A 23,582-nucleotide genomic window follows, 5' to 3' on the forward strand; every position below is an offset into this window, starting at 1 on the left:
AATCGTTTGCGCCTACAGCCGAGCCTCGATCCGCGCGATGCGGCTATTGATCGCATTGCGCACCAAAGCATTCGACGGCACCAGCAGCAGCGACGACGCGATGATCCGATAGACGTCACCGCGCGTCACCTTCGACACTTTCGCCGGATCGAGCCACGCGTCGTTATCCGCGAGCAGCAGCAAAGTGTCGAGGCCGATCAGGATCGGCCACAGGCAGGCGAGCCGCAAGCGCACCGCGCTCGCCGGAATCGCAAGCGTATAGTCGAGCGCCGCGCGGAAATGATCGAGCGTCTTGCGCAGTAGTTCGACGAGCAGCGGCCGCGCGTGCATCGAATTGGCCGGTTGCAGCAGATCGCGCGCGCTTAGAGCGTGGCGCTCGAGCATGCTCTGCGGCAGATAGCAGCGGCCGATGCGCAAGTCCTTTCCGCAATCGCGCAGCACGTTGGTCATCTGCAATGCCTTGCCGAAACGCACGCCGCGCTGCTTCATCGTGTCGGGCTGCTGCTTCAGCGTGCCCGGCATGTGCGCATAAGTCATCGTGGTCCAGAACTCGCCGACGCAGCCCGCGACCAGATACGTATAGCGATCGAGTTCGCCGTATTCGCGCAGCGCCGCGATCTGGCCGGAGCGTTCGTCGGGAAACGTGCGCAAATCGAATTCCATGCCTTCGGTCAGCGTCGTGACGATCGCGCGCACCGCGTGGCGGTCGGACTCGCTCAGTTGCGCCAGCACGTCGAGCGCGGGGTTCAACGATTCGAGCAGCAGCTTTTCATCCGACTGCGTCTGCTGACCCGCGACTTCGGCGGCGATGCGCTGGAACGGCGCACTAGCGACGGCCACGCCATTGACCTGATCGCGCAACGCAAGCAGCAATTCGAGGCGTTGGCCCGGCGCGATCAGCGAGGTGTCGGCAATGGTATCGGCGGCGCGCGCGAGCAAATATGCAAGGCCGATCGGATCGCGCATGCCGATGGGCAGCACGCGCAGCGTCAGATAGAAGGAGCGTGAAACGCCTTTCAGGAGCGGACCGAGAAGAAAGGCCCGGGTCGGATTCGGCATGAGTTGGACTGGTTGGCAAATAGGCGGGTGAAAGCCCGCGGGGATCAGGCGCTGCCGAATTGTATACGCGCTCTCCGTCATGTCGCCTGCAACGGGCTCCCGCGCCGTGCGACATCGCTAATCGCGAGCGGGAACGGGGATTGCTGCCACGACGGGGTTAACCAGGGGACGGTCACGACCAGGCCGTCGCTTGCACTTTGAAAGACACATCGACAATGACTACCGAAGCATCGAACCCCTCTCGTCTTTCTGACGCGGCTCGGCCTGACGCGGCGCGACGCAATATCGAAACCGGCGTGCCTGGTTTCGACGAAATCCTCGGTGGCGGTCTGGTGAGCGGCGGCGTCTATCTGCTGGAGGGCATGGCCGGCGCCGGCAAGACGATCCTGTCCAGCCAGATCGGCTTTCACCGGGTCCGGCAAGGCGAGAAAGTGCTGTATATGACGCTGATCGCCGAATCGCACGACAAGCTGCTCGGTCACCTGAAAGGCCTGAGCTTCTTCGACGAAACCGCGGTCGCGCAGCAGATGCTGTTCGTGTCCGGCTATCACGAGCTGATGCAGGACGGCCTCGACGGTTTCCTCAAGCTGATCGCGTCGAGCATCTACGACTACCGGCCGAGCCTGATGATCGTCGACGGCTTTCGCAGCGCGCGCGAATTCAGCGAAACCGAGCTGTCGCTGTCGAAGTTCATCCACGAGCTGAACGCGCTGGTCGCCGCGATGGACTGCACGACGCTGCTGCTCGCGCCGCTGTCGGGCAACGAGCCGCATCCCGAGCACACGCTGGTGGATGGTCTGATCGAGCTGAACCGCTATCACGACGGCATGCGCCGCGCGCGCGAGATCGAAGTGCACAAGATGCGTGCGCGCGATCATCGGATGGGCAAGCACTTCTTCCGCATCGCCGGCAGCGGGCTGCTGATGTTCCCGCGACTCGAAGCGCAGTGCGCGCCGCAACCGGGCCCCGTCGATCTGAAAGCACGGCTCGGCTTCGGCTTGCCGCATCTGGACAATCTGCTCGGCGGCGGCTTCGCGCAAGGCTCGACGACCACGCTGATCGGCCCGTCGGGCGTCGGCAAGACGCTGCTGTGCCTGCAGTTCCTCGCGGCCGGCCTCGCACGCAGCGAACGCTGCGTGTATCTCGGCTTCTACGAGGGGCCGCAGCGCCTGATCGGCAAAGCCGAAGCGGTGTCGATTCCGCTTGCCGATGCGTGGCGGGACGGCCGTCTGATCGTGCTTTGGCAGCCGGCGATCGAACTCGCCATCGACGAAATCGCGGCGAACGCGCTCGCCACCGTCAAGCAGACCGGCGCGACGCGCATCGTGATCGACGGCGTCGAGGGCTTTCGCGATTCGGCGTTGCGCACCGAGCGCTTCGGCCTGTTCCTCAATGCACTGCTGCATCAGTTGCGCGAAGCGGCCGTCACGACGCTCGTCACCGAAGAGCTGCCGCTGTACAGCGAGCCGGGCCACGCAAAGGCCGTGCGCGTGTCGGCGCTGACCGAGAACCTCGTGCTGCTGCGCTACGCCGAGACCGAAGGAGGACTGCGGCGCATGATTTCGGTGGTCAAGCAACGCGAAAGCGCGCACGACACGTCACTGCGCGAACTGTCGATTTCGTCGCAAGGACTCGACGTGATCGAGGGCTCGCCCGGCGCCGCCGGCATCCAACCGACGCCGGGCCTGTCGGCCACGCTGCAATCGCGGCGAAAAACCTAGCCGCCATGAAAACCATTCTGGTGGTGGACGACGAGTTCGACATCCTCACGGTGTGGCGGCTGCTGCTGGAACGACACGGCTATGCGGTGCGGACCGCGTCGAACGGCGCCGTCGCGCTCGAACTGGTCCGCTCGAGCCGGCCCGGCATCATCGTGTCCGATTGCATGATGCCGGTCATGTCGGGCCTCCAGCTGTGCGCGGCGCTGTACGAGGACCCGGAGCTGCGCGATATTCCGATCATCCTGTGCAGTGCCGCATCGGACATTCCGGTGCAGCCCAATCCGCACATCGCGTACGCGCGCAAGCCGCTGTCGTTCGACCAGTTGCTGGCGATGCTGGTGCGCATGGGCGGTTGACGCTGGGCTCCCTCCCTGCCTTCTCTGCCTCTTTTCCCGCTAAAAACACAGCTTGAGACGCTCGCGCGATTTGTCGAGCGTTTGCAGCGTTCTGCGATTCTCCGCGGCCTTTTACAGTACGCCATCGATCGCGCATCGACAGCAACCCGCAGCGCGACGCAACTTTCGGAGGTCGTCATGAACAGCAATCGTGGTGCGGTTCCCGCTGGCTTCTTCAGTATCGCGGTGGGCTCGTTGGCGCTGGCCAACCTGTGGCGCGTGGCAATCCGCCTGTGGCATTTGCCGGCCGTCGCCGGCAGCGTAGTGACGGTCGCGGCGCTCGCTGTCTGGGTCGTGATTCTGTTCGCGTACGCGCACAAGTGGTTCGCGCAGACCGCCGACGCGCGCGCCGAACTGGACCACCCGGTGCAGTCGTCGTTCGTCGCGCTCGCGCCGATCTCGACGCTGCTCGCCGCGCAACTGCTGCAGCCGTACGCGCACACCATCGCGCTGACGCTATACGGCATCGCGGCGCTCGCGCAACTTGGGCTCGGGGTCTATCTACATGGCCGGCTGTGGCAAGGCGGCCGCAAGCCCGAACTGACCACGCCGGCGATCTATCTGCCGACGGTCGGAGCGGGTTTCGTCGCCGCGACGAGCTCGGCCGCCTTCGGCTTCCATCAACTGGGCGAGCTGTTTTTCGGCGGCGGCGTGCTGGCATGGCTCGCGCTCGAATCGATGATCCTGCATCGCGCCGCCGTGCATGAACCGCTGCCCGAAGCGCTGCGCCCGACCCTCGGCGTGCAGCTCGCGCCGCCGGTCGTCGGGGGTGTCGCGTATCTGAGCCTCACGAGCGGCACGCCCGATCTGTTCGCCTTCGCGCTGCTCGGCTACGGCCTGTTTCAAGCGCTGATGCTGCTGCGTTTGCTGCCATGGATTCGCCAACAGGCGTTCGTGCCCGGCTACTGGGCGTTCAGCTTCGGCGTAGCGGCATTGCCGACGATGGCGCTGCGTCTCGTCGAACGCGGCGCAACGGGTCCGATCGAATTCGCGGCGCCGGTTCTATTCGTGGTGGCGAACGCGATCATCGCGATTCTGGTGGTGAAGACGCTTCAGCTGCTCGTGCAAGGCAAGCTGATCCCGCCGGTGGCGGCGGGTTCGACGGCGGCGACCGCGCCGGTCAAGCAAGCCGCGACGGCCGCGCGAATCGCCCGGGTTCAATAAGCGGCAGGCAGCGACCGAACGCGGCGGCGACGCGCAAAGCGTGCCGCCGCGTTCGCGTTTGTGTTTGCGTTCGTATCAGAAGCCGTGCATCGACACGACGATCAACGCGGCCGCGACGATCGCCACCACGTCCTCGATCAGCGCCGCAGGCGCATCGCGCCCGAACATGCTCGCGAGCGAACTGCGCACTTTCGCGCCGCCGAGCGTGCCGATAACCGCGCCTACCGCACCGATCACCGCGCCCAGCACCCCGACAATCGCGCCGCCCGCGAGGCCCCCATGCACGCCGCTGATCGCAGCGCCGCTCAGCGCACCGAGCACGACGCGCGCGCCGAACTGCAGCGGCACCTTGCGGCTCGGCGTTTCGGGCAATTGATCCGTGATCAGTTCGATGACCGCCAGCACGGTGAAGATATACGGCGTGGCCGCGGCGCCGAGGAACGCGAGCGACGTGCCTTGCAGCGGCAGCCATCCCAGGCGCGTTGCCCAGCTGACGGCGGTGGGGGCGATCATCGCGCGAAGGCCGGCGACGACGCCGATGAGCAAGGCCAGAACATACACGGACATAGCGGACTCCGATCGAGGGCACTGATGCAAGGTTGCACGAGCCGACGGTTTACCTGGACGAACGTCGGCAGAACATGTCGAGCATTCCATCTGGACAGTCAACTTCTCACTACCTACATCGAGGCAATCCGCGGCGGCCATTCACCGTTGCTCACAATTGCCGGCCCTTGATTGCCGACTCGCCGCCGCGCGCTCGCGCGGCGCCGGGCCTGCGATTGCCCCCGTCGATATGGCCCTAGTGTCGCACAATTCGACTGGCGAATAACAGCCAGGGAGTCGGCGAAGCGGGCCGATGGTGATAAGTTAGCCCACTCACAAGAAAATCTTGTATCTGCACCATGAGACCGTATCTCCCGCTGAACGCACTGCGCGCGTTCGAATCGTCCGCGCGGCATCTGAGCTTCACGCGCGCCGCGCAAGAGCTGAACGTGACCCAGGCCGCGGTCAGCCAGCAGGTCCGCTCGCTGGAGGAGCGGCTCGGCACCGCGCTATTCAAGCGTTTGCCGCGCGGCCTCGCGATGACCGACGAAGGGCTCGCGCTGCGGCCGGTGCTGTCCGACGCGTTCGATCGTATCGAGGCGGTGCTCAAGCAGTTCGACGGCGGGCATTTCCACGAGGTGCTGACGGTCGGTGTGGTCGGCACGTTCGCGGTCGGCTGGCTGATGCCGCGCCTGAAGTCGTTTCGCGACGCGCATCCGTTCGTCGAACTGCGGCTCCTGACCAATAACAACCTCGTCGATCTCGCGACCGAAGGCCTCGATTTCGCGATCCGTTTCGGCGACGGCACCTGGCCCGGCTCGCTCGCCACCAAGCTGCTCGACGCGCCGCTCGCGCTGCTCTGCACGCCCGAGATCGCCGCGCGCCTCACGCGGCCCGACGATCTCGCCAACGAAACGCTGCTGCGCTCGTACCGCATGGACGACTGGATGAACTGGTTCGCGGCCGCGGGCATCGCGCCGCGGGCGGTGCGCGGGCCGGTGTTCGATTCGTCGCGGCTGATGGTGGAGGCGGCGATACAGGGCGCGGGCATCGCGCTCGCGCCTGCGTTGATGTTCGAACGGGAGATCAATACCGGGCGTCTGGTGCGCCCGTTCGACGTCGAGGTGAAGGCGGGCAGCTACTGGCTGACCTGCCTGAAGGGCAAGCCCATGACGCCGGCGATGTTGCTGTTCAGTCAGTGGCTCGCCAAGGAAGCGGCCACCGCGGGTCACGCCTGAGTTGCTACGCGGCCGTACGGCCGTACCCGTTCATCGCGGGCCGCTCGGCTTGCGGCGGGAACACGTTCCACGAACCGTCGCCGTGGCGGAAGAAGAAGATCGACAGCAATCCTTCCGGCTTCAGCGCCTGCACGCATACATAGCGTTGCTGTTGTGACGCGCGATGGCAGAACCGCACGACGCGCGCGGGCATCGACGGCGTGGGCGCGAGCCATTTGTCGACGGCCCAGTGCAAGCTCTTTTCCGCGGCAACCATGATGTTCTCCTCGAATCGCCCCGTTCCCAGCGCGCCGCGTTCACGCGAATTGCGCGAGTTGCGCCGCGCGGTGATCGTTCCTCGCCCCGCTCTCGACAAACGCCTTCACGAGGCACAGCAGTGCGCGCACGCCCGTGCTCGGATGGCGCAGGCAGCAATCCACCTGATCGCTGCGGCTTTCGCCGAGCAGGCACCACGCGCAGAAGTGTTCGCAGTTGTTGGTCAGCAGGCGATAGCGGTTTTCGCCGAGGCGGGAGCGCGCGCGGCTCACTGCTTCGGCACCGACGTAGATCGCGCTCGGCGTCGCCCGAACCGACATCGAATGGCCAGCGGCGAAGCGCGCCAGTTCGACTTCCTCGACCGGGCCGCGATGCGCGGAACCCGCAAAGCCCGAGTAGTGCACGACGCGGCCGTTGCCGACATAGATGCCGTGATGTTCGTAGCCATTGCGTTGCGTAACCAGATGCGCGCCGATCGGGAGATCGATCGTCGATGATGTGGTGTCGCAAGCGGCTGCGGATTGCGGTTCGTCGTCGCGGGTATCGAGCGTTTGAGTGTTCATGGCTGGCCTCGTTCGCATTTCCAACACTGTTGCGACAGCTTTTGCATCATCCGGGCCAGTTGCCGGAAAGCCCGTGTTTACAGGCTTGACGGCCGATCGAGCGGTTTTCTGAAGAGGTAGATGTCAGTACGAGACCAACAGAAATCGCGCTGATCTGTTGGCGCGCGACGCTCATTTGCGAGCCGTGTCGCGCGCTGCTTCAGGTGAATGGAAAACGTAAGAGGACCCGCCTGAATGTGTTGGGTCCTACACCTGTTGGAGGGCGGGCTTGTTGGCAGGGAACCGACCGATTGCGTCGACCGGATTCGTGGTAAAAGCCGCGAAACGCACGCCAGTCAAAGCGCTGCGGGTTTCGCGCCGAATCCGCCCCCGATTGGCATGGCCTTTGCACCATCGGGCGCAGGGTCCATTCAGCCGCGCACATTGCACACGCGGCCAACCGGAGAACGATATGTCCTGCATCAAATTGAACGACCTCTCGCTGAACCTGGCGCTCGATCGCAAAGCGATGGCGGCGATTCGCGGTGGCGGCGGCGCGCCATGGATCTATGGCTGGATTCAGCCGTACGTGCCGCAAACGCCTAGCATTGGGCCGGTGGTCAATCTGTACGAGGTCTCCAACAACTTCTATGCTAACCAGATGATCAACCAGTTCCAGTCGGTCGACGTACGCAACACCGGCGCGAACGCGACCCTCACCGTGTCTCCGGACGCACGCAACCGAAACCAGATGGTGTAGCCGTTGTGACCTGCGAGAGCCAATTTCGCTGGACGTCGTCCGCGCGTTCCGACACGGGACGGGTCCGCGAAATCAACGAAGATGCCTGCCTCAACGAGCCCGAGGCGGGACGCTGGGCTGTCGCCGATGGGATGGGCGGTCACGCGGTCGGCGACGTTGCGAGCCGCACCGTGATCGACGCGTTGACTCAACTGGCAGCGCCGCACGGCCTCAGAATGCTGATCGCCGATGTGCGCGCGCGTCTGCAATACGCGAACCGTCAGTTGCGCGATGAAGCCGCGCGCCGCCAGGTGCAGCGCATCGGCAGCACCGTGGTCGTGCTGCTTGCCTGCGATCGCTTCTGCGGCTACGTATGGGCCGGCGACAGCCGCATCTACCTATACCGCGACGGACAGTTGCGGCAACTGACGCGCGATCATAGCCAGGTCGAGGAACTGCGCTCGCTCGGCGTCATCACCGACGAAGAGGCACGCAATCATCCGGCGCAACACATGATCACGCGCGCGGTCGGCGCAACGGATCTGCTCGAACTCGACGACGACGCGATCGAAGTCGCCGACGGCGATGTGTTCCTGTTGTGCAGCGACGGTCTGAGCAACGAACTGAGCGACGACGAAATCGCCGGCGTGCTGACCTCGGCGGAGCGTGAAAACGCATGCTGCGAACTGGTCGACCTCGCGCTCGCGCGCGGCGGACGCGACAACATCACGGCCGTGGTCGTCGAAGCGCAAGACCCGAATGCGGCGGACAAGACCTTGCTGAATCCGGCGCCTTGACGGTCTTCAGGCACGCGTTTGAGCGCGCCTTCTGTGGTTCCTTCAGTGGTCCCTTCAGTGGTCCTTCCATCAGCCTTCGTCGTCTTCCTCATCGCGCTCGTTCGTGCCGTTTTTCGTGGGCGGCGCATTGCGATTGCGGAAATCCTTCGAGTGCAGGCCATGCTTTTTCAGCAGCATCTGCAAGTGCGAGCGATTCATATCGATGCGCCGCGCCAGCTCGGCGACCGTTCCGCCGACTTCACGCAGTCCGCGTTCGAGAAACGCTTTCTCGGCGTCGTCGCTGGCCGCCCGCTTCGCGTCGCTCAACGACATCAGATTCGCGACGCTGATCGGCTGCTCGCCGCTCGCCTGCCCGCCTTCCGCCTGCGCCGCCGCTGAACCGGGTGCGGCCGGTCGCATATCGAGCGGCAAGTGCTCGACGTCGGCCATATCAGCAGCCAGACATGAGATGCGATACATCACGTTGCGCAATTCGCGGATATTGCCCGGATACGCGTAGCTCAACAGAAAGTCGCGCAAACGCGGCGTCAATCTGACCGGCCTGCGTTTCAGCGTGCCCGCCGCTTCGTCGCCGAACCACGCAATCAGCAACGGAATTTCGTCGCGCCGTTCGCGCAGCGGCGGCAGCGTCACATGAATGACGCTGAGCCGGTAGAACAGATCCTCGCGAAAACGTCCTTCCTCGCTGAGCTTGCGCAGATTGCGATTGGTCGCCGCGACGATGCGCGTATCGACCGCGATCGTTTCGTCGGAACCGACGCGTTGAATCTCGTGCGCTTCGAGCACGCGCAGCAGCTTGACCTGGCCCGCGAGCGGCAACTCGCCGATTTCGTCGAGAAAGATCGTGCCCGTGTGCGCGCTTTCGAATTTGCCCTTGCGGTCGTTCGACGCGCCGGTAAATGCGCCCTTGCGATGCCCGAAAAGCTCCGATTCCAGCAGATTGTCCGGAATCGCGCCGCAGTTCACCGAAATGAACGGCTTGTCCGCACGCGCGCCATTCGCGTGAATCACTTTCGCCATCAGCTCTTTGCCGGTGCCGCTCTCTCCATCGATCAACACCGGCAAATCGGTCGGCGCGGCTTTTTCCGCGATTTCGAGCGATTCGAGCAGCCGCGGATTGTCGCCGAACGTGCCCTCGAAAATAAAGCTCCGTTCGAGCAGCGCCTTGCGGCGCGCTCCACGCGATTGCTCCGCGCTCGTCTGCGGCTCGCCCGCGGTGGCCGCCTGCACGAAGCGCTCCTTGTGCGAAAGCTGCATCACTTCGTCGCGCAACGACGTGGCCTGCCTGAGCAGCTTGTCGATATCGGCGCGTTCGAGCCGCGACGACCAGCGCAACGTGGAGCGCAGGATCTCGATCCGCTCGATCAGTCCCGCGTACGATATCGCGGGACTCGCCTCTTCAATCTGGTCGAGTATCTTCATCATGATGCACTCAACTGTTTCTGCACGAGCTGATAGTACATGCCGCCGCGCTGGATCAGCTCCTCGTGACGGCCCTGTTCGACGATCGCGCCTTCATACAGCACGAGAATCTTGTCCGCGCGCATGATCGTGCTGAGCCGATGCGCGATGATCACCGCCGTGCGGCCCTTCAGGATGTCGTGCATATTGCCGAGAATATTGCTTTCCGATTGCGAGTCGAGCGCCGATGTCGCCTCGTCGAATACGAGCAGACGCGGATCGTGATACAACGCGCGCGCAATGCACAGCCGCTGGATCTGACCACCCGACAAGCCGATGCCGCGCTCGCCGACGACCTGCTCATAACCGAGCGGCATCTTGCTGATGAAGCCATGCGCGTCGGCCATTTTCGCGACCTCCTCGATGCGCCGGCGGTCCGGCGCGTCGTCGCCGCTCGCGATGTTCTCGGCTATCGTGCCCGAGAACAGCAGGTTGCTCTGCATCACGTAGCCGATTTGCGCGCGGAAATAAGCCTTGTCGATCACGCCGGAGTCGTAACCGTCGATCGTCATTTTCCCTTCGCTCGGCTGATAGAACCCGACCAGCAGCTTCGCGAGCGTGGTTTTTCCCGAGCCGCTGCGCCCGACGATCGCGACCAGTTCACCGGGCTTGATATCGAAGCTGATGTTCTCGAGCACATAAGCGGAATCCTCTTCGCCATAGCGGAAATAGACGTCTTGCAGACTGATTTCGCCCTGCAGTTCCGGCAGCATGACGCGGGAAGGCAGATCCTGCGGCTTCTGTTCGGGCTCGATATCGAGCACATCGCCGAGCCGTTCCATTGCGACACCCGCATCGTTGAGCATGCTCCACAAGCCGACGAGACCCATCAGCGGACTCAATACGCTGCCCATGAATGCATTGAACGCGATCAACTGGCCGATCGTCAATTCGCGTGCGAGTACCAGATTCGCGCCGACCCAAAGAATCGCAATCGTCGTGGCCGCATTCAGCAATTGGCTGCCAAAGCTGACCAGAATATTGAATGCGTGCGCGCGATACTGCAATTCGAGCGCCTTCGCGTATTTCTTTTCCCAGCGCAAGCGCACCGGCCGCTCGATGCCCATGCCCTTGACCGTCTCGACGCCGGAGAGCGCCTCCATCAGGAACGACTTCGCCTCGGTCGATGCCGTAAACACCTCGCGCGCGTAGCCCTTGATCTTCGGTGTCGCGATCACCGTGAGTCCCATGATCGGAATCACGAAAGCGATCAACACCAGTGTCATCTTCACGTTGTACACGAACATGATCGTGAAGTAGATGAAGATCATCAGCAGATTCAGCGCGGTCGTCACGGTGGATTCGGTCAGGAACGCGCGGATCGTCTGGTTCTCCTGAAAGCGCGCGAAGATATCGCCGGTCTTGCGCTTTGCGAAGAATGAGAACGGCAGCGACAACGTATGCTTGAAGAACTGCGACATCATCGCGAAATCCATGTTGCGGACCATGAAGTTCGCAAGATACGCGCGTATCGTCGACATCAGCTGTGTAAAGAGGTTGGAGATGATGAGCCCGCCGATCAGCATATGCAGCAGACTGACGTTCTGATGCACGATCACGCCGTCGAGAATGTTCTGAATGATCAGCGGTGGAATCACGCCGAGCACCTGGATCACGAAGGTCGCCAGGAACAGATAGCCGAGTATCTTGCGGTACGGCTTCAGGTATCCGATAAAACGAATCCACGGCGAGCGCTCGGCCGACATCTGCAACAGTTGCGATCCGCCGGTAAACAATAGGCAGGTGCCGCTCCAGCCGCGTTCGAAATCTTCGACGCTCAGCTTTCTGAAACCGAGTGCCGGGTCCGCCACCCAGACATACTCTTTCGACAGCCCGTACACGATCACATAGTGGTAGCCCTCCCAATGCACGATGAACGGCAGATCGAAGCCGCGCAGCGAATCGAACGTGCATTGCACCCCGCGCGTCGTGAAGCCGAGCGACTCGCCCGCGCGCGCGAGGCTGTCGAGCGTCGCACCCTGCGTCGTCACGTTCGCGAGTTCGCGCAGTTTGCCGAGCGTCATCGGAATGCCGTAATGGCGGCAGATCATCGCGAGACACGCGGCGCCGCAATCCATTTCCTCGGCCTGCTCGACGAGCGCGAAACGCCGGATGATCTTCTCGCCGAGTTCCGGCCTGCTCTGCAGGTCGAGCATCAACGGCAGCTTGCGCCGCTGTTCGAGCCGCTTTTGGCGCTGCAATTCGCGGTCGCCGTAGCGGATGCGCTCGTCGAGTACTTCGCGCAGTTTCGGATTGCGTTCGAGAATGAAATGGACGGTACGCTCGGGGATCACCAGCAGCCGCGTGTCGGTGGTCGCAACCACCGATGCCATCTGTTCCTGGCGCATCAGGCACGCCTTCTCGCCGAAGATTTCGCCTTCGCCGAGCGTCGCGAGCGTGTAGTCGTGACCCTCCTCGTGCCGCACGATGCGCACCTGGCCTTGCCGCACCACATAGAGCCGCCTGTCCTCGCGGCCGTCCTGTTTCAGAATCTCCTTGCCGGCAGCCACCCTTTTTGCGCCGACGCTGCGCACGTACTCTTCGAGTTCCGCCTTGTTCAGCTTGCCGCGCAGGTCGAACAGTTGCGCGACGAAGCCGCCGGCCGAATTGATCGCGACATAGCTGGCGACGAACGCCAGCGCGGCGGCGTTGGCCGCCATCACCGGTTCGATCGCGCTGCGCGGAATGAACAGCACTTCGGTCTTGCCGGACGAACGTACCGACGCTTCGTGAACGTACGAGCGCAACATCGCAATGTCGGCAAAGATCTCCCCCGACTTGCGCACGCCCATGCTGGTTTCCTTGCCGTGCTCCTCGGTAAAGATACGCACCGTGCCCGAGCGGATCACAAAGAGACCATCGGCCACTTCGCCAGCCGAGCACACCGTTTCGCCGAACGAATAGAACTTTGCCTGCGCGTATTCGGCAAGCCGCTCCAATTCGTCGCGCGAGAATGGCGACAGGATCTCCACCGAAGCGAGAAATTCGGCGGTGGAGGGCGCGGATGGCGCGGTCTGAGGAGCGTCCATGTATCGGTGAGCCTCGCTTTATCGGGCGCTAGTCGGGTACTAGCGCGCTTCGATCACGTGTTCCTGGGCGCGGGCGATCAGCCAGCTTTCGCGCAGCAAACGGCGGATTTCGGTCGCCACGTCGGCATCGAGCGTGGCCGGATATTTGGCCGTCACCGCGAAGATCTCGAAACATGAACGGTCGGCCGACGGAAACGGACCAAGCAGATCGCCGACCGCCGCATTGAAGATCTTCGCCTCGATATCGGGCTTCAGCGAACCGCGCAGTACCTTGCCGATCACGCCGCCGGACTCGCGCGTATCCGCAATCGAATGCTCGCGCGCCATCTCGGCGAAGGCGTCGGGGTCGTCGTGCAGGTACGAGATCATTTCCTTCGCCTTGCCTTCGCTATCGAGCACGATATGGCTGACTTCGATCGCGTCGAACTTCGGTGAATTCAACGCGAAGTAATCACGGATCGCCGCGTCGTTACCGATGTCGTCGAGCATCTTCTCCTGATAGAGCCCGTCGGTAATGAACGCCTCGAATTCGTCGAGGCTCACGTGCAGCGCGTCGAGATAATGATTCATGTCAGCCGCGCGATGCAGCCCGCGCACGCGGCGAAACTGGTCCGCGCGCTGCTGGATCTCATCGGCACTGACAGTGATGCCCTGCTTTTTCGCAGCATGGACGGTAAGCTTGTCGCGCACGATCTGCTCGATCAGGCTCTCGAACTGGCCGGTCAGTTTCAGAAGACGAATGAACTCGTCAACGTTCACGACTTCATCATCGATACGCACTATCGCGGTCATTTGTTCTGCTCCTTGCTGGGATGTTTGATTCGCGCGCTCAACCCGCCACCTCTCTGAACGGATCGAGACCGAGGTCGATCAGGCGCCGCTCCCGCACGACGATTTCCGCATTGGCGGTCATGCCGTAACGCAGTGGGTAACGCGTGCCGGCCACCTGGTAGTAATCCTTGTCGAGCGTGACGCGGCCCTCGTAGACCGGTTGCTTGTCCTGCGCGGACGGCTTCGTGGCCGGCGAGATATACGCGAGCGTGCCGCTGATCAATCCGTAGCGCTGGTAAGGAAACGCGTTGAACTTCAATTTGACCGGCAGGCCCACGTGCAGAAAGGCGCGGTCGTGTTCGGAGATTTCGATCTTCAGCACGGGCCGCGCGTCTTTTGGCGCAATACCGCCGAGCGGTGCATTCGCCTGAATCTTATCGCCGCGCTGCGTCGACGTGACGTCGGTAATCACGCCGGAAACCGGCGCCAGAATCAGCAGAAAATTGTCTTTATCGATGTTCTCGAAGCGCACGCGCGCGGCGGCTTCGGCTTCCAGACGCGCGCTTTGCAATTGCACGCGCAGTTTGTCTTCCGCATCGGTGACGTCGCGCACCGCCTGATCGTATTGCAGCTGCAGATCGGTGCTTTGCTGCCCGCTCGTCGCGAGTTGCGCATTCGCCTGCGCGTATTCATGGCTCAAGCGAAAGTCCAGCTCGGCCAGCTTCGACTGCGCGACACGGAAGGCGTTATCCGCTTCGAGCGCGGCCGTGCGTTTCTGCTCGACCTGCAATTCGGCGATGCCGCCGCCGCCCGGCTGCGCAAACAGCCGCGAATAGCGATCGAGTTCCTGGTTCGCCGCTTCGCGCGCGCGGCGCGCATTATCGAGCGAGCTGCGCGCTTCGTCGAGTTCGGCCTTCTGCCCTTCGGCAAGTTTGGTCGTGCCTTCCGAAACGCGATTCTCGTGCAGACGCTCCTCGACTTCGAGTTGCGCCTTCAACGACGCAGCCTTGCGTTCCATCAACGCCTTTTTCTCCGGAAACTGCTTCCATTCGCGTTCGGCGTCTTCGAGTTTCAGCTGCGCCTGTAACGCGTTGCTCGCAGCTTCGATCGCGCCGCGCGCATTGAGCCGCGCGAGCACGTCGCCTTTCGACACCGGCTGCCCCTCGGCGATATACAGATCCGCGAGCTCGCCGTCGATCGGCGTATAGATGCGTCGCACCTCCGATTCCGGCGACAACGTGCCGGGCGCACTGACGATCACATCCGCGCGGCCGACGAACGACCACAGCAGGCCCGACACGACGAGCGCAACCATCGCCCAGATCAGCGCGCGCGCAATCCGCACCGGCTCGGACGTCAGGATCGCGATGCCTTCGACACTATGATCTTCGAGCGCCTCCGACAACGGTCTAGGGTGAGGATCGCGTTTCACTCTGATCGCCTCCAATCAACGCGAGCTTCGCTTTCAGGAGCCCAGGGTCCAGCACCATGCGCAACTCGGTCAACGAGCGGCGCTGCAAACTCGCTTCGGCGTCGATATCCGCGAGCAGGCGATCGAAGTCGGCGGGATGATCGGCCTTCAGCTGCGTATAGATGCGCATGCCCTGCCGTGCCGCCGTCTGCGCATCGCTAAGCAGGCGCGCCTCGCTGCGAAAGCCCGGCGATATGCCGGCTTCGAGCCGCTGCGTGCCGCCGATCGGGCCGTTCGCGCGATACTCTTTCCACAGGCTTTGCGCGCGCAGCAACAGATCCTGCGCACGCGCGAGGGCATTGTCATGCAACGCGGCGACGTCTTTCTGGATCGCCTGCACGAACCACGCGTCGGTTCGCGGATCGAGGCTCGCGTAGAACGACAGCAGACGCTGGTCGTAGTCTTTGCCGCCACGCGTTTTCTGCAGATCGTTGTATTGATCGGCTAGCGCCTTCTTGTGCGCCGCTTCGGCAGCGAGCACGTCGGACCATGGGCTCGCCGGCATCGACTGCAATTCGCTGAGCGCCTGCTGCGCGTCGCCGCGCTGCCACGCGGCATCAACCGCGTCCTGACGTTGAACGATGTCCGCCGACGGCAAACGCGTCGCCGCAAGCTGCTGGAATTGCGCCTGGAAAGGCGGCGTGCTGAAGCGCGCCGTTTTCATCATCGCGAGCAATGACGTCAATTGGCGGCTCAATGCGGCATTCAGCAACGCGGTGTATTGGCGCAAATCGTCGCGCACTCTGTCGAGCCCCGCGAGCCGTGGGTAGCGCTGTGCGTAATCGTCGAATACCGGCGGCAGCGCGTCGGGTTTGTCGCGCGAGAGTTCGGTTTGGATCACGCCATTGAGCCGATCTATCGCGGCGACGTACACGGAATCGTCGCTTTCGAGCTTGCGCAGATGGCTCAGCGTGTGCGCGTAGGGCTCCGCGAAGGCCGGCACGTAGCTCGCAATCCGGTCGAGCGCGCGCTGATGACTCGTCGCGTCGTCGTCCCAGCGGTGCAGCAGACCGTTGATCGTCGCTTCGTCCGCATACATGCGGATCGGCGCGTCCACGCCGCCGCGCGCCGCGACGAAGCGTTCGAGATCGCCGACCCACTGCAATTCGCCGACCAGCGACGCGGCATCGGAGTCCGTCGCGCTCAACTTCCTCATGTTCTTCAGCAGCGCGTCGGCCTGGTCGAACTGCGCTTTTTGCACGGCTTCGATCCAGCCCGGCAAGTTCGCTTTCAGCAACGCCTCGCTGGCGAGCGCGCTGATCCTGGTATCCGCCGGGTGCGTGGCCAGATAGCCGCGCGCCATCGTCAGGGCGTTCGAGTAATCACCGTTCGCGAGCAGGCTCTTCAACTCGCGTTCCGATGAACCGTGCAGATAGAGGCCCACGCCAAGCGCGACCACGAGCGCAACACCCGCGCCGCCCCATGCCGCCGCGCGCCGCGCATTGGTGCGCTCGCCGTCGGCTAACGCCTTGTGGAGTTCGCCGGCGACCATCTTCCAGCGACGCGGCTTACTTCGTCCCGCGGGTTTGCCTTTGCCGCTTCTTTCATTCGCGCCGTCTTTCGTGTCGGCAGGGTGTACTGCCTGCGCACCCTTTGCGGCTTGCGCGCCGCTTGCCGCCCCCGCTCCATCGCGCTTCGCGCGCGCGGAGCCCGATTGCGCCGCCTCGTTCACTTCGTCTTCGCGTTGCAGTGCCGGATCGACGCAAAAGATGTCGAGAAACGAATGCGCCGCGGCGACGAAGGTCGTCTTGTCGGCATCGGCGGCACTGTCGGCAGCGGGGCGAAGAGAGAACTGGGTCACGGTGGGTTCGGTGTCGGCGGAGTTCTGTAGCGACACCCTGTAGACGAAGTGGTCGCCGCCAAATGCAACGACATCTCCGTCCACCAGCGCAAGCGCCGATTCGCCGATCCGCTGGCCATTCACGAACGTGCCGTTGGTGCTGCCGAGGTCCTCGACATAGAGCTGGCCGCCCTTCAGAAACAGGTGCGCATGGCGCCGCGAAATGTAATTGACCTGGTGCGGATAACGGTCTTTGTAGCGCGAGAAGATCTCATCCGTTTTGCTGACCAGGAACGGAAAAGCCAGCACGTCGACCGGTTGCAGACCCAGATCGTCGCGCTGCGGCACCAGCAATAGATGAGTGAGGGGAGAAGCGCTTGCGCCCGTGACGACGCGCGCGCGCGGCTCGATGCCGACGCGATAGCACAGTTCACCGCCAAAGCAGAGTTCATCGCCGCCGCGCACGCGCGCGGGAGTTTGCCGCACCGCGATGCCGTTGACCGTCGTGCCGTTCTTGCTGCCGAGATCGGCGACGTAAATCGCGCCATGCTCGATGAAAAGACGCGCATGCCGGCGCGACAGACCGGCGGTCCATTGCGCGGGATAGTCGTTGAACGGCGCTTCGCTGCGGCCGACCGCGAACAGGTTGTCGACGATGCGAATGGCGTCGAGCGCGGGGCGCTGCGCGCACGCAACCGGCGACAACACCACGTCGAAAGCAGCGTCCGCTGTCGTGCGCATTTCAGCAATCGGAGCTTCGCCGGTGGCCATTTTCTCTGGATCGCTTAAGCGTTTACCTGCCGCGGCAGGAACGCGGGGCGAACTGGACAAAGAACGACGGCCCAACGATATTGTCGCGAAGAGCCACGCAAACGCTGACCCCTAAAGGATTTTAAGTCACGCATCGAGAGTGTCAATTTGGATCTCGCCGGATGAGAAGACAGCGGATCAGTCGTCAACCGACGAAATACCCGCGTGGTACGCCAACTCGTGGATTAGCTCAATGCTTCGTTACTTTTCTTTGGCCTGCGCCTGCACGTCGACACCGGGCCATCCACCGCCGAGCGCCTTATAAAGCGTTACCGTATCGGACAGAATCAATTGGTGGTTTTCCAGCAACGCCTGTTGCGCCTGCAGCAGGGTCCGCTCGTCTTCGAACACCTCGAGTTGCGACACGACGCCAAGGTGCAGTTGCGACTGGATCTGATCCGCCACGATCTGCAAGCGCGCCACCTGCTGCTGCAATTCCTCATGCTGCGCCTTATGCGCACTCAGATTGACGAGCGCGTTCTCCACTTCCTCGAACGCTCCCATCACGGCCACCCGATATTGCTGTTCGGCGACTTTCGATTGCGCCTCGGTCACCTTCACATGAGCGCGCACGCCCGGATCGAACAGCGGAAAGTTGATGCTCGGCATCAGGCCGAACGTGAACGACTTCAGCAGCTGGTTGAGCGCATAGCTTGCCGTGCCGCCCTGAGCGGTCAGGCCGATGCTCGGCAATTGCGCGAGCTTCGACTGACCGACGAGGTCATAGGCTTCGAGCACCCTGAATTCGGCTGCCACCACGTCGGGGCGGCGCGACAGCAATTGCGCGGGCAAACCATCGGGCACGCCCGGCAATTTCACGCGCTCCTGCAAATGGCCCTGCGGCACATGGAATTCGCCGGCCGGCACGCCGAGCAACGTGCACAGTGCGTTGTCCGAGACTGCCCGCGAGCGGCGCAGATCGTAAAGATCGTTGGTCAGGCGGTTGATCTCCGCCTGCTGGCGCAACACCTGCGTTTGCGGCACGATCCCGTTGCGCGCCTGGCCTTCGTAGATCGTCAGGATTTGCTTGTTGGTGGCGATGGTCTTTTGCTGCTGGGCGATCTGGTCGTCGAATTGCAGGATCTGGAAATAGGTACTGGCCACGTTCGCGACGAGTTCGAGATACCCCGCGCGCCAATCCGCTTCGGTCGCGTGGAATTCGGCCTTTTGCGCCTGCACGCCTTTTTCGACCTTGCCCCAGATGTCGATGTCCCAGTTCACCTGCAGCGCGAGGTTGTAGGTCCTCGTCAAAGGCTGGCCGGTCGTCTTCGAATAGTCGGCGCCCGCACCGAGGTCCGCCGTCGGTAATGCGGCCGCGCCCGTCTCGCTGATCTGCGTGTGCGCGACTTCGATACGCGCGGCTAGCACCCGGATATCGAAGTTGCCGTCGATAGCCTTGTCGATCAGCGTATCCAGATACGGGTCCTGGAAGCCCTTCCACCAGTCGCGCTCGATCGTCTCCGCGGCCGATACCGGCGCGCCCTGGCGATCCGACCATGATGTCTTGGCCGGCGTGTCCGGGCGTTGATAAGCCGGCATCCTGACGTCGACGCAGGCACTCAACGCCAATGCGCACATCGTCGCGGCGCCGAGGCCGCGCAGCACGCGGCCGATGCGGCGCGGCGCCGTGGCTGCGGCGCAAACCCGCTGAAGGTCCGGCGAATCACACGACGAACCGAACGATGAATTCGGCGATGCTGACACGGTTGTCTCCAGTTGCACCCGCCTGTTTCGCGCGAGACGGCCGGTTTTTGGAGGCCGAGCCGCGTCCGCGCGGCTTCAGCGATGAAGCGGCGGAAATCTCGATGCGGGGAGCGGCGGATACGCGAAGGATGCGTGGAAAGGACGATTGAATGAATGGTCTTTTTGAGCGACGCGGCTACGCGGGCGCGCCCACGCGGCCGCTCGGGCCGCGCGTGCGAGCGCCGCTCACTTCACGTTGTTGACGTTGCTCGAGTACACGGTCGGTTCGATGTAGGTCGTCGTACCGCTGACCAGCGCCGAGTTGTTGCCATTCGCGCTCTGGATGTTCATTTCCGTGTTGATCGACTGCGTCGTGCAGATGTTCTTGATGCTGGTCGGCGCATAGACGGGCGCATAGCTGAGGTATGACGGCATCGGGCAGTAGTAGCTGTTGCCGCCGCGCACGGCGCTCATCGCCTTGCTGTCGAGTTGTTCGGTGTTGGACAGGTCCTTGATCATCAGCGTGTTCATGGCAAAACTCCTGGGAAAGGGAAAGCGCATCGTGGTGCGTCGGGTTCGAGCAACTTGTCTGCTCGGGCGCTACTGATGCATGGGCTATGCCAGGAGTGCTGCGCTTTCGTTATCCGGGTGATGACGGCCTTGCAGTAAAGGCCTGGAAGAACGCACCCGCCGTGGCGTCGCTACCAACCGGCGGAGCGGGGCTCGCGAATGGTGGATCGCAGCCAACAGCGCACGCGGCATTGTTGGTTGCATGATGACAGTCAGCGCGCGATCACCGTGATCTTCTTCGAATACACCGGCGGGTTATGCGGCATATGCATGTCGTCGCCCATCAACAGCTGCAACGTATGCCTGCCCGGCGGCAATGAAATCATCGTTTCCGTTTCGCCCGCGCCGAAATGCAGATGGTGGCGATCCGAGGGTATCTCCTGATCCAGCGGCGGCAGCTCGCTATCGATCAGAAGATGGTGGTGGCCGGTGTTCGGGTACTTCACGCCTTTCGGTGCGACGCCCATGAAGCGCAGGCCGAACCACACGCGAAACGGCTTATTGGCGGGCACCACCTGGCCATCGTTCGGATAGCCGATATACGCGTAGGCGCTGGGCGGCGACGGCGTTGCTGCCCACCCACCCTGCGGCGCTGTCGATGCCGTCAGCGCCGCCGCGACGAATGCCGCGGCCGCAATGATCTTGTTCATCAGGACTCTCCGTTCCGGCTTGACCAGTTCGAACCAACGGATCGCGTTAGTCTTTTAGCACAGTGATGGTGATCTTCTTCGAATACACCGGCGGGTTGTGCGGCACGTGATGATGGTCGCCAAGAATCAGCTGAAGCGTGTGCTTGCCGGGAGGCAACTCGATGCGCGCGTCGGTTTCGCCCGCGCCGAAATGCAGGTGCTGGCGGTCCGATGGAATCTCCTGGTCGAGCGCGGGCAAATCCGTGTCGATCAGCAGATGATGGTGGCCGGTATTCGGAAACGCGATGCCCTTCGGACACACGCCCATATTGCGCAGCCCCATGCGCACCCACAGCTTGCCGCCGTGAATCACCGCGCCATCCGACGGCCAGATGATGTACTCCTCGGCCCCCGGTGGTGACGCCGTCTGCTCGGCGCGCGCGACGCCGCCCGTTCCTATGCCGATGCACACCGCGACGAGCGTCGCGCACACCGCCGCGCGCAATCCGCCGCAATGCGCTTGTGCCGGATCACGTCTGCCGAAAAGAGAGGAAACACGGGTTCTTCGCATAGCGCACTCTCCCGAACAGGAGTCATGGCTGGGCCCGGCTATCGATGGGCATCCGGGTGTTCGAGCGGCTTGTCGCGGATTGAAACCGGTAGACAGCCACCTAGTTAAAACGGCCGTGTGAGGTGACTTTGTGAATCAGCTTAGAACTTAACTTGCTAAAAAGATACGCAATGCTCGTTAACCGTATGACGCGTTCAGGACTCCCGGACAGTTATGACGCGAAGCGCGTGCTATCGTTAATAATGAGCGCGGACAGCGCGATCGTGGTGCGCGAATGCCTGAATTCTGTCCGGTACAAACAGGATAAAACGATGTGGCGACGATTCCTGCTGGTGTGCGTGGTTGGGGCAATCCAGGCGCAGTGGGATAGCGCCGGTGCCGCGACGCAACGCGAATTCATCGAGCCGAGTGCGGCTTCGGTGACGAGTGAACCGGGGCGGCCGGCGGATACCGCTCTGCTCCTTTCACCCTTTGCTTCGTCACGCGAGGACACCCATTCGCGGCGTATCGCGCTCGTGATAGGAAATGGCGAATACGGCGACGCCACTAACCCGATCCGCGCCAACGCGCCGCGCGACGCCGAATCGATCGGCTCTGCACTCCGGGCACGTGGCTTCGAAGTCATCACGCGCACGAATGCGACGCCGCCGCAAATGCGCGCGGCGATCGACGAATTTCAACGACGTTTGAAGACAGGCGATATCGGGCTGTTCTATTTCGCCGGACACGGCATGCAGGTAGCCGGACAAACGCTGCTGTTGCCGGCGGGACTCGATGCTCGAGCCGATAACCGAGCACCGGTGTCGCTGCTGAATAACGGCGTCGAACTGAATACCGTCTTGCATGCGATGCAATCCGCTCGCGCCGGCCGGCTCAATCTGCTGATTCTCGATACCTGCCTCGACGATCCATTTAGGCCCGCCGAGATTGCGATCGACCAACCGAAGCTCGCTGCCAACACCGTGATTGCCTACGCAACCGCGCCGGGTGGTTTCGCGGCGGACGGTCCGCGGCATGGCGTCTACACCGGTGCGTTGCTGCAAGCGCTCGATGATGCCGACGCATCGTCCCAATCGCTCGCCGCGCTGTTCCGCCAAGTCGCCACCGAGGTGCGCGCCGCCACTCGCGGAGCGCAGCAGCCGTGGCTCTCCGTAGCGCGTACTTCCATTCCCACCAGTGGCGAACGCACTATTGCGTCGTCGATAACGTCGGACGATCGCGCCGTAATAGCGCGCAGTCGCGGCATCATGCCGAAGGAAAGCGGCGAACAATACGAAATCACGTTCTGGGAGTCGATCAAGGACAGCAACTACCCAGCCGATTACGAGGCTTATCTGAAGGCCTATCCGAATGGGCGCTTCGCCACACTCGCGCATGCGCGTATCGATCGATTGCGCGCGGCGGCATCGACTCCGGCGGTGAGTGGTGCGCAACCGGCCGCGCCCGCGGCGCAGAGCGGGCATGTCGCGCCACCCGCACCGCCTGCCCAGGTCGCGCATCCCGCGGCGCAAGCGAGCGCGGCCGCGCCGCCACCACCGCGCCCCGCTGCCGCGCCAGCGCCGACGCCGCCCGCCACGGCCGCCGCTGCGCCCTTCGCCGAAAAGACCGTCGCCCATCCGCCGACCGCCGGTGAAATCCGCGACTGCGCCGCCTGTCCGATCATGGTCGCCGTACCCGCCGGCTCGTTCGCAATGGGCAGCAATACCGACGACCCTTCGGAAAAGCCCGTGCATCGCGTGAGCATCGGCGCACCCTTCGCGATCGGCAAATTTCCGGTGACGGTCGAGCAATGGAATGCGTGCGTCGCCGCCGGCGCATGCCAGAAACTGACCCCGGAGAGCAATAGCATCAAGACCGCACCCGCGCGCGATCTGAGTTGGGACGACGCGCAGCAGTACGTCAAATGGCTCGCCAAAACGACCGGCAAACCGTACCGTCTGCCGACCGAAGCCGAATGGGAATACGCGGATCGCGCCGGCACCACGACCGCGTACTGGTGGGGCGATCAGATGCGCAAGGGCAACGCCAATTGCAAGGACTGCGGCGACCCGTGGCACAAGGAAGGACCGGAAAACGTCGGCACGTTCGCCGCGAATCCGCTGGGTCTGTACGACATGAACGGCGGCGTCTGGGAGTGGACCGCCGACTGCTGGCACAACTCCTATCAGGGCGCACCCGCCGACGGCCACGCATGGGACACGCCCGGCTGCGAGATGCGCGCGATTCGCGGCGGCTCATGGCGCGAAGGCGGCGACTACATGCTCAGCGCGACGCGCTTCAAATACAGCGCGGGCGTGCGTCAATCGCAGAACGGTTTTCGCGTCGTCAAGGATTTGCGCTGAGGGCCGTTT

The 23,582-nt window shown here is 63.2% G+C and carries 20 protein-coding genes; 7 read left to right on the forward strand and 13 right to left on the reverse strand.

All coding sequences use genetic code 11. The features are described from left to right. Window positions 1-12: 12 nt before the first annotated feature. Entirely contained in the window at window positions 13-1,059 is a 1,047-nt protein-coding gene (locus tag AB3X94_RS35490) for a phytoene/squalene synthase family protein (RefSeq protein ID WP_176106791.1), read from the reverse strand. Between the two features lie 215 nt (window positions 1,060-1,274). Between AB3X94_RS35490 and AB3X94_RS35495 the strand changes: the two genes are divergently transcribed. From AB3X94_RS35495 to tehA, 3 genes are all read left to right on the forward strand, one after another. Further along, window positions 1,275-2,780 (forward strand): ATPase domain-containing protein, encoded by a 1,506-nt coding sequence (locus AB3X94_RS35495; protein WP_176106792.1) that lies wholly within the window; start codon window positions 1,275-1,277, stop codon window positions 2,778-2,780. A 5-nt stretch (window positions 2,781-2,785) separates the two neighbouring features. Further along, complete coding sequence (locus AB3X94_RS35500; protein ID WP_176106793.1) at window positions 2,786-3,136, forward strand: response regulator; 351 nt, start codon at window positions 2,786-2,788, stop codon at window positions 3,134-3,136. Window positions 3,137-3,313: 177 nt separating this feature from the next. Continuing rightward, a complete protein-coding gene (gene tehA / locus AB3X94_RS35505) occupies window positions 3,314-4,339 on the forward strand; it encodes a dicarboxylate transporter/tellurite-resistance protein TehA (RefSeq protein ID WP_368613948.1) in 1,026 nt (341 codons plus the stop codon). A gap of 75 nt (window positions 4,340-4,414) precedes the next feature. Here tehA and AB3X94_RS35510 read toward each other — a convergent pair whose 3' ends face one another. Continuing rightward, entirely contained in the window at window positions 4,415-4,906 is a 492-nt protein-coding gene (locus AB3X94_RS35510; protein WP_368613949.1) for a DUF4126 domain-containing protein, read from the reverse strand. A gap of 338 nt (window positions 4,907-5,244) precedes the next feature. On the opposite strand from AB3X94_RS35510, the gene AB3X94_RS35515 reads away from it, so the two are divergent. After that, complete coding sequence (locus AB3X94_RS35515; RefSeq protein ID WP_368613950.1) at window positions 5,245-6,123, forward strand: LysR family transcriptional regulator; 879 nt, start codon at window positions 5,245-5,247, stop codon at window positions 6,121-6,123. Between the two features lie 4 nt (window positions 6,124-6,127). Here the strand turns inward: AB3X94_RS35515 and AB3X94_RS35520 are convergent, their stop codons facing one another. Both AB3X94_RS35520 and AB3X94_RS35525 read right to left on the reverse strand, forming a co-directional pair. Next, window positions 6,128-6,379, reverse strand: a complete 252-nt coding sequence (locus tag AB3X94_RS35520) for a hypothetical protein (RefSeq protein ID WP_018435181.1) — start codon at window positions 6,377-6,379, stop codon at window positions 6,128-6,130. A 40-nt stretch (window positions 6,380-6,419) separates the two neighbouring features. Beyond that, window positions 6,420-6,941, reverse strand: a complete 522-nt coding sequence (locus AB3X94_RS35525; protein ID WP_368613951.1) for a lecithin retinol acyltransferase family protein — start codon at window positions 6,939-6,941, stop codon at window positions 6,420-6,422. Window positions 6,942-7,392: 451 nt separating this feature from the next. On the opposite strand from AB3X94_RS35525, the gene AB3X94_RS35530 reads away from it, so the two are divergent. Further along, the gene (locus AB3X94_RS35530; protein WP_176106799.1) at window positions 7,393-7,680 is read left to right on the forward strand and encodes a hypothetical protein; all 288 of its coding nucleotides are present in this window, start codon (window positions 7,393-7,395) and stop codon (window positions 7,678-7,680) included. 5 nt (window positions 7,681-7,685) lie between these two features. Continuing rightward, a complete protein-coding gene (locus tag AB3X94_RS35535) occupies window positions 7,686-8,456 on the forward strand; it encodes a protein phosphatase 2C domain-containing protein (RefSeq protein ID WP_176125856.1) in 771 nt (256 codons plus the stop codon). Window positions 8,457-8,525: 69 nt separating this feature from the next. Here the strand turns inward: AB3X94_RS35535 and AB3X94_RS35540 are convergent, their stop codons facing one another. From AB3X94_RS35540 to AB3X94_RS35580, 9 genes are all read right to left on the reverse strand, one after another. Then, entirely contained in the window at window positions 8,526-9,881 is a 1,356-nt protein-coding gene (locus AB3X94_RS35540; RefSeq protein ID WP_176106801.1) for a sigma-54-dependent Fis family transcriptional regulator, read from the reverse strand. After that, window positions 9,878-12,946: a peptidase domain-containing ABC transporter gene (locus AB3X94_RS35545; RefSeq protein ID WP_368613952.1), complete on the reverse strand. Its 3,069-nt coding sequence runs from the start codon at window positions 12,944-12,946 to the stop codon at window positions 9,878-9,880. Before AB3X94_RS35545 ends, AB3X94_RS35540 begins: the two co-directional genes overlap by 4 nt. Window positions 12,947-12,985: 39 nt before the next feature. Further along, complete coding sequence (locus AB3X94_RS35550) at window positions 12,986-13,738, reverse strand: peptidylprolyl isomerase (RefSeq protein ID WP_176106803.1); 753 nt, start codon at window positions 13,736-13,738, stop codon at window positions 12,986-12,988. A 37-nt stretch (window positions 13,739-13,775) separates the two neighbouring features. Beyond that, the gene (locus AB3X94_RS35555) at window positions 13,776-15,149 is read right to left on the reverse strand and encodes an HlyD family efflux transporter periplasmic adaptor subunit (protein WP_176106804.1); all 1,374 of its coding nucleotides are present in this window, start codon (window positions 15,147-15,149) and stop codon (window positions 13,776-13,778) included. Continuing rightward, window positions 15,127-17,739 (reverse strand): FHA domain-containing protein, encoded by a 2,613-nt coding sequence (locus AB3X94_RS35560; RefSeq protein WP_368613953.1) that lies wholly within the window; start codon window positions 17,737-17,739, stop codon window positions 15,127-15,129. Before AB3X94_RS35560 ends, AB3X94_RS35555 begins: the two co-directional genes overlap by 23 nt. 240 nt (window positions 17,740-17,979) lie before the next feature. Further along, window positions 17,980-19,356, reverse strand: coding sequence for an efflux transporter outer membrane subunit (locus AB3X94_RS35565; RefSeq protein WP_217710050.1), 1,377 nt, complete (start codon window positions 19,354-19,356; stop codon window positions 17,980-17,982). Between the two features lie 351 nt (window positions 19,357-19,707). After that, a complete protein-coding gene (locus tag AB3X94_RS35570) occupies window positions 19,708-19,992 on the reverse strand; it encodes a hypothetical protein (RefSeq protein ID WP_176106806.1) in 285 nt (94 codons plus the stop codon). A gap of 251 nt (window positions 19,993-20,243) precedes the next feature. After that, window positions 20,244-20,681: a DUF4399 domain-containing protein gene (locus AB3X94_RS35575; RefSeq protein ID WP_176106807.1), complete on the reverse strand. Its 438-nt coding sequence runs from the start codon at window positions 20,679-20,681 to the stop codon at window positions 20,244-20,246. A 46-nt stretch (window positions 20,682-20,727) separates the two neighbouring features. Then, a complete protein-coding gene (locus AB3X94_RS35580) occupies window positions 20,728-21,231 on the reverse strand; it encodes a DUF4399 domain-containing protein (RefSeq protein ID WP_246391943.1) in 504 nt (167 codons plus the stop codon). Window positions 21,232-21,542: 311 nt separating this feature from the next. Between AB3X94_RS35580 and AB3X94_RS35585 the strand changes: the two genes are divergently transcribed. Then, window positions 21,543-23,573, forward strand: coding sequence for an SUMF1/EgtB/PvdO family nonheme iron enzyme (locus tag AB3X94_RS35585; RefSeq protein WP_368613954.1), 2,031 nt, complete (start codon window positions 21,543-21,545; stop codon window positions 23,571-23,573). Window positions 23,574-23,582 lie beyond the last annotated feature (9 nt).

It is taken from the genome of Paraburkholderia sp. BR10923 (assembly GCF_040948765.1).
Lineage (GTDB): Bacteria > Pseudomonadota > Gammaproteobacteria > Burkholderiales > Burkholderiaceae > Paraburkholderia > Paraburkholderia youngii.